Origin of the sequence: uncultured Campylobacter sp. (assembly GCF_938017615.1) — a bacterium.
Taxonomy (GTDB): Bacteria; Campylobacterota; Campylobacteria; order Campylobacterales; family Campylobacteraceae; genus Campylobacter_B.
Genome location: NZ_CALIJA010000183.1, coordinates 1 through 5,277 on the forward strand (window position 1 = coordinate 1; position 5,277 = coordinate 5,277).

Annotated in this window: 6 protein-coding genes; all 6 read right to left on the reverse strand. The window is 33.6% G+C overall.

All coding sequences use genetic code 11. The features are described 5' to 3' along the window. Nucleotides 1-78: 78 nt before the first annotated feature. From cas2 to Q0620_RS09450, 6 genes are read right to left on the reverse strand one after another with little or no spacing between them, the layout of a single operon-like run. On the reverse strand, nt 79-357 hold the full coding sequence (gene cas2 / locus Q0620_RS09425) for a CRISPR-associated endonuclease Cas2 (protein ID WP_298104323.1): 279 nt from the start codon (nt 355-357) through the stop codon (nt 79-81). Between the two features lie 8 nt (nt 358-365). Continuing rightward, nucleotides 366-863, reverse strand: coding sequence for a Dna2/Cas4 domain-containing protein (locus Q0620_RS09430; protein ID WP_298096396.1), 498 nt, complete (start codon nt 861-863; stop codon nt 366-368). Continuing rightward, on the reverse strand, nt 863-2,983 hold the full coding sequence (cas3, locus tag Q0620_RS09435) for a CRISPR-associated helicase Cas3' (RefSeq protein WP_298784747.1): 2,121 nt from the start codon (nt 2,981-2,983) through the stop codon (nt 863-865). Before cas3 ends, Q0620_RS09430 begins: the two co-directional genes overlap by 1 nt. A 46-nt stretch (nt 2,984-3,029) precedes the next feature. After that, nucleotides 3,030-3,743 carry a CRISPR-associated protein Cas5 gene (gene cas5, locus Q0620_RS09440; RefSeq protein ID WP_298096401.1) on the reverse strand — a complete coding sequence of 238 codons (714 nt, stop codon included), beginning with the start codon at nt 3,741-3,743 and terminating at the stop codon, nt 3,030-3,032. Then, the gene (gene cas7b, locus Q0620_RS09445) at nt 3,744-4,661 is read right to left on the reverse strand and encodes a type I-B CRISPR-associated protein Cas7/Csh2 (protein WP_298784749.1); all 918 of its coding nucleotides are present in this window, start codon (nt 4,659-4,661) and stop codon (nt 3,744-3,746) included. Beyond that, on the reverse strand, nt 4,661-5,092 hold the full coding sequence (locus tag Q0620_RS09450; RefSeq protein ID WP_298784751.1) for a hypothetical protein: 432 nt from the start codon (nt 5,090-5,092) through the stop codon (nt 4,661-4,663). The genes cas7b and Q0620_RS09450 overlap by 1 nt, the downstream gene beginning before the upstream one ends. Between the last annotated feature and the right edge of the window lie 185 nt (nt 5,093-5,277).

Here is a 5,277-nt window from a genome sequence, read left to right on the forward strand (position 1 = left end):
TTATCTTTGCGCCGCAATCGGCCTGGGCTCAAAATAAAATGCGTGCGATCCGATTTTTGCATACTTTATCCTTAAATTTTAGCTGAAAATAGCTTCGTTTTTATCGCACCCGATGACGAGACGCTGTGAATATTTGAGCGAATTAAAAGTATAAATTACTACCGAATCAAGCCTGTTAGAACATTCTTTTTGCAAAATCGCCATTAATTTTTTAAGATCGCTCGCTCTGATTTCGCCTTCGAAAACGCTGAATTGCACGCGAGGCAGAAATTTCTCGACCGCCTTTCGGACGCGCGCAGCGTTATTTTTCTCCTTTTCGTCGCTGCTTGAAATATCGTAAAATAAAATAGCGTACATTTTATCTCCTAAATGCAATAATCACGATAAGCGCAACTCTCGCAAATCTTTTGCGGGCTAAATTTAGGCGGCTTTGGCTCATTCACAAGGGCGGCAATGCCGTTTAGAATTGTTTCGATTTTAGTGAAATTTTCGGCATTATCCTCAATGGCTATGACGGTTTTGCCGCTAATTAATTTGCCTTTCACCTCTTTTAAATTTAAGCCTGTTTTTAAAAGATAGATGTAAAAAAGTAGCTGCATCTTGCCTGCTTCTGGATTTTTTAGGCTCTTTTTATATTCGGTGATGAGATAGTGTCCGCGCTGCTTGGAAAGTTTGTCAAATTTCAAATTTGAAAATGCGAATTCTTGCAAACCGTTCTCTTTGATGTCTGCTAGCGCCTTGCCCATTAGCATGTTTTCATCTTCCTGATTGGCGTGAATATTGTGTGCGTAAAGCCACGCCTCGCGCTTACAGGTGACGTAATAATTCACAAGCGTGCCGGCGATTTGGTCTTTGCAAAACATTAGTCGAAAAACTCATTTTTGAGATTTAAGGCGGCGTCCTTTTTAATCCCGAAATTATTATTGTACGAAGTATCGCCGAATGGTAAATAATAGACATCTTTTAGCCCATCAATACGCTTTATATTTAAACGCTTTGCATCAAATTCTGTGATATTTACACCAAATCTATTAATTTTCTTAATAGTATTCGTAAATATATCTTTCTTATTAAATTTGTCCATATCAAGCCTATTGATTTCAAAAATTTCATTTTGAAATTCTTTAATATAATCTTCTTTTGGCTCAATTATTACTAAAATTTTAAGTCTATCATCCATCGCCTCGCTAATCTTTTCGTTTATATCGTAAAATCCGAGCTCTCGCATCTGCTCCACCAAAAATAAACTCTCTAGGCTTTGCTTTATGGCGCTGAAATACCTAGTGGAAATATCTAAAATTTCGCTTTCGATGATATCTCTTTGCTTTAGAATTTTTACCAAAATATTATCGCTAATGCGTTTTAAATCACCGTAAATGAGATCGGAATAGTCGCAAATATCGTTAAATACGTATAATTCTCCCAGGGCTGCGAAATTTCTATTTATGCGACCGGCAGTTTGGATAATCGAGCTAATGGGCGCTATCTCTCTAAATCCGACATCAAAATCCAAATCCACGCCAGCTTCGATAGACTGTGTAGAAATTAGCAAGATCGGATCACCGTATCCATTTTTATTTTTAGCAATTGCATCTTTTATATTTTCGATATTTTTTCGTTTGTGATCGTCGCACATATATCCGTTTAGGCAAAAAATTTTAAATTCATCGTAAAATTCCAAAAATAGCTCTTGCGCTTTTTTAATGGTATTTACGACGACTAGTGTATTTTTGCTTTTTGCTAATTGTCTAATCTTGTCTTTTAAAGCACTCTCATTGCCATCAAACCACTTTAAAACGTATCTATTTTGATCTTTGAAATAATCTAAATTTGAAATTTCTTGAAATTTAGTCGCATCAACAATAGGCATCGTAGCGGACATAAAGATAAAAATGCAGCCAAATTTCTCCGCCATCATCTCGCAAAGTTTCATAAAATCCGCCCTGAACTTATACGGTACTGCCTGCGCCTCATCGATTATTATTACACTATTTTTTAATCGGTTAAATTTTACGCTATCTTTATTTTTGTTTCCAAAGAGTGCAAATATAAATTGATATAGCGTAGTTACGTTAATATCTCCGCTAAAGGAATCCATCAAAAATTTAACTTTAGAATAGCGATCTTGCGGGGTGCTTTCATCTATCGTAGTTTTGTGATGAATTTTATGAATTAATATATTTTTATCGTCTTTGAAAATCTCTTTTATCTCATCATAAACTTGATCTATGATAGCCGTAAACGGCAGTACGTAAATAATACGTTCTTTATTAAATTTGGCGGCAAAATTTAGCGCAGTTAAAGTCTTACCGTAGCCAGTAGGCGCAGTTAAAGTAAAAAGATTATGATTTACATCGAAATTATTTAAAACGAATTTTCTAAACTCGCTTCTTTTTTCATTTGGCTTACGATTTTCCAGGACTTTGATATATTTTTCGATCGTATTAGAATTCGCCGGTTTAGAAACAGGAATTCTTTGATTAAAAATAGCTTCATATTTATCACTATAAATAAGCGACGAAAATATGTCTTTGAAATTTAAAAAGTCATCGTAATCAAACTTCTTTTTCGCAAATTTGAAGTATTCTCTTAAATGTTTAGCTTTAATTAAAAGCTCATTTTTATCCCTTTTAATATCTTTGTAAATTTCTAAACCTAAAGCTTTATCTAAGACTTCATCCCAAAAGCCTAGCTCTCTCGAGCTCTCAAAATATTTACCGAAATTTTTATTTTGCGTTGTAAGCTCACAAAAATTTTCTACATTTCCATGGTGTGATACGATGGATAAAAACCCAAAAGCCGTATCTAGCTCATTAAATTCTGAATTTAGTAAAAATATGTAAGCGGATAATAAAGCATGATTTTTATCTGCAATTTTTTCGGTAGGATTTTTGATATAAATTTGAAAATTAGTTTTTAGCTTAGCTATATCGTGATAAATTTTAATGCATTGTAAAAGCCTACTATCCGTTTCAGCAAGCATATTTGTTATATGCTTTATTAGCGGTTTATTAGGATGCGATAGCAGCTCACTTTGCAAAGTAGACCTTGTAGTCATTTATTTGATAAATATTTCCTCTATTCTTTGCTTTGATTTGACTATTGCCGCCTAGCTTGATAACGAAATCTTTAAAATCCTTAAAAATTCGACCCTCTTCGCATCCGCAAGCCATTCTAGCCGTAGTAAGTCTGATATCAAAGCTTTGTGCATCAAATATAAAATCATCCATCAAAACAAACGTATCTATAAAACTTTCTTTTTCATGCACCAATTCACAATTTTTTATCTCGATATATTTAAAATCCGCTATACAAAAATTTATACCTAAATATGGTGTAAAGACACATTTGTGAGCTTTTAAGCTGTCGATTATCTTTTCTTTATAAGAAGCGTTTAAAGCACTTAAATCAACGAATATGATATATCTGGGATCCTTTATTAGCTCTTTATAAAACTGCTTTTTCTCGCTAGAATCTTGATAGCCTTGTTCGATATGCATACTTGACGATAGAGCAAATTTTATACCGTTAAAAATCATAGTTTTTTTGCGAAATTGCGAACTTAAAATAACGCTATAACCTATATCGTTAAGTTTAAAATAATTCATTTCACCTATAATTGCTCCCAAAAGCCCCATGACAGCAGTCTTTGGCGGCACCGGGTATGTAAGAGACGAGTAGATAGTAGCTGGATGAGAAAAATGCGCATAATCTCCCGATAGCTCAAAAGCTATTATATCCATTTAAAATCCTATTTTTATCCAATTACTATCAAATTGTGATCTGTTATTTTGCTCGAAGTCAAAATCGCTCATATACTCTATTTTTTCGATCTCTTGCGCGTATCTAGTAAGTTTAGCTTTTAATCTAGAAAAATCAATTGTAAAATCATTTATACTTCTTATCTCTATGTCTTCTTTGCTACTATTTATAGCCACACAGTTATTTAAATCTCCAGCGAAAGTATCATTTTTATATGTAATTACTAGCATAAACCTAGGCATTTGACCCATTTTCGTGCGAGTAATTAAATTTTTAGTTCCGCTCCAGAGTGCGCTTAAAATCACTTTCACATCATCTTCATTTAAATTTGTAATCTTTGCACTATGATTATCCACTATTCCGTAAGTTGCAAACATTGCATAATTTAAAAAATCTTCTTCTCTAAACGTTTTATTTGCCTTATCGCTACCGCTTGCAAACGCGCCGGTGCCTTTTATATGCTCTACCGCAACTCTATGAAGCGATCTGCTCATTCTAAACTGAATTGGTCCAACAAATTGAATTCCGGCTGTTTTTATGCCTTCTTTTTTCATCTCGTCTTTATCCGATATCGGCAAAACTCCACCAAATGCGCGAATATCGATAAATTTAGATAAAATTTCTTTTTCAATCTCGATTTTTTCTTGCTTTACATTAATTACTTCACGTATTGCGCTTTTGCAATCTAAGATATTTTCATCTCTTTTATACTCTTTAATGAAAATCGTACTTTCGTCTTTTTTCATAATTTCATCTCTAATTGTTCGCTTTATACGTACATCAGTAACTTCTGCTATACCTGTCTCATCATCTATCCTAGGAGCGTTATCTCTTAGCATATCGCCGTTTGGATTAAAATTTTCGCCGTCCCAAAGAAATAGAATTTCCTTCTTTTTCATTACTCGTCTCCTTGAGTGTTATCTTTAATATATTTCGTAAAATCACTTCCGCCCATAGCAAAGGTCAGCGTTACATAAGCGCTCTTAACCCGCTTTTGAGATAAAAACGCACTTGGTAAAATTCCAATCAAAATATCGCGCATGATTTCTATATTAGCACTTCTTTTTCCTCGCGATACATTGGAGAGTTTTTTGTTAGTTTCATCGCACTTAGTCCAAATCCGTTCTAAAAGCTCTTTCGTAATTAGTCCGGCATTATTCAGCCATTTTTCAAATGAACTATTTTTGCTAATAGCAAATTGGCGATTTATCAACCCTGCAGACATCATTCCTAGCAAATATGCACTCTGCAATACTTCATTATATTTTAGAAATTCGCTATTTTTCAAAATCGAGTTTATTAACTCTTTTTTATCACTTAAGCCTTGCAAATTAGCCTCCCTTGCAAATGATATTTTTTTATTTAAAGCACCCATTTCATTAAAGAAATTTTGATATTTTTCATAAGTTTCCTTGAAATTTTGCTCTAAATTTAAAAATCCCGGATCAGATTGCTCCGACCCGGGATTATATCATAAGTTGATTAATGAGCTATGAATTAGAATGAGTATTTAGC

Coding starts and splice junctions, on each gene's coding strand:
- cas2 (WP_298104323.1), bottom strand. CDS start 357: ATGTACGCTATTTTATTTTACGATATTTCAAGCAGCGACGAAAAGGAG.
- Q0620_RS09430 (WP_298096396.1), bottom strand. CDS start 863: ATGTTTTGCAAAGACCAAATCGCCGGCACGCTTGTGAATTATTACGTC.
- cas3 (WP_298784747.1), bottom strand. CDS start 2,983: ATGCTTGCTGAAACGGATAGTAGGCTTTTACAATGCATTAAAATTTAT.
- cas5 (WP_298096401.1), bottom strand. CDS start 3,743: ATGGATATAATAGCTTTTGAGCTATCGGGAGATTATGCGCATTTTTCT.
- cas7b (WP_298784749.1), bottom strand. CDS start 4,661: ATGAAAAAGAAGGAAATTCTATTTCTTTGGGACGGCGAAAATTTTAAT.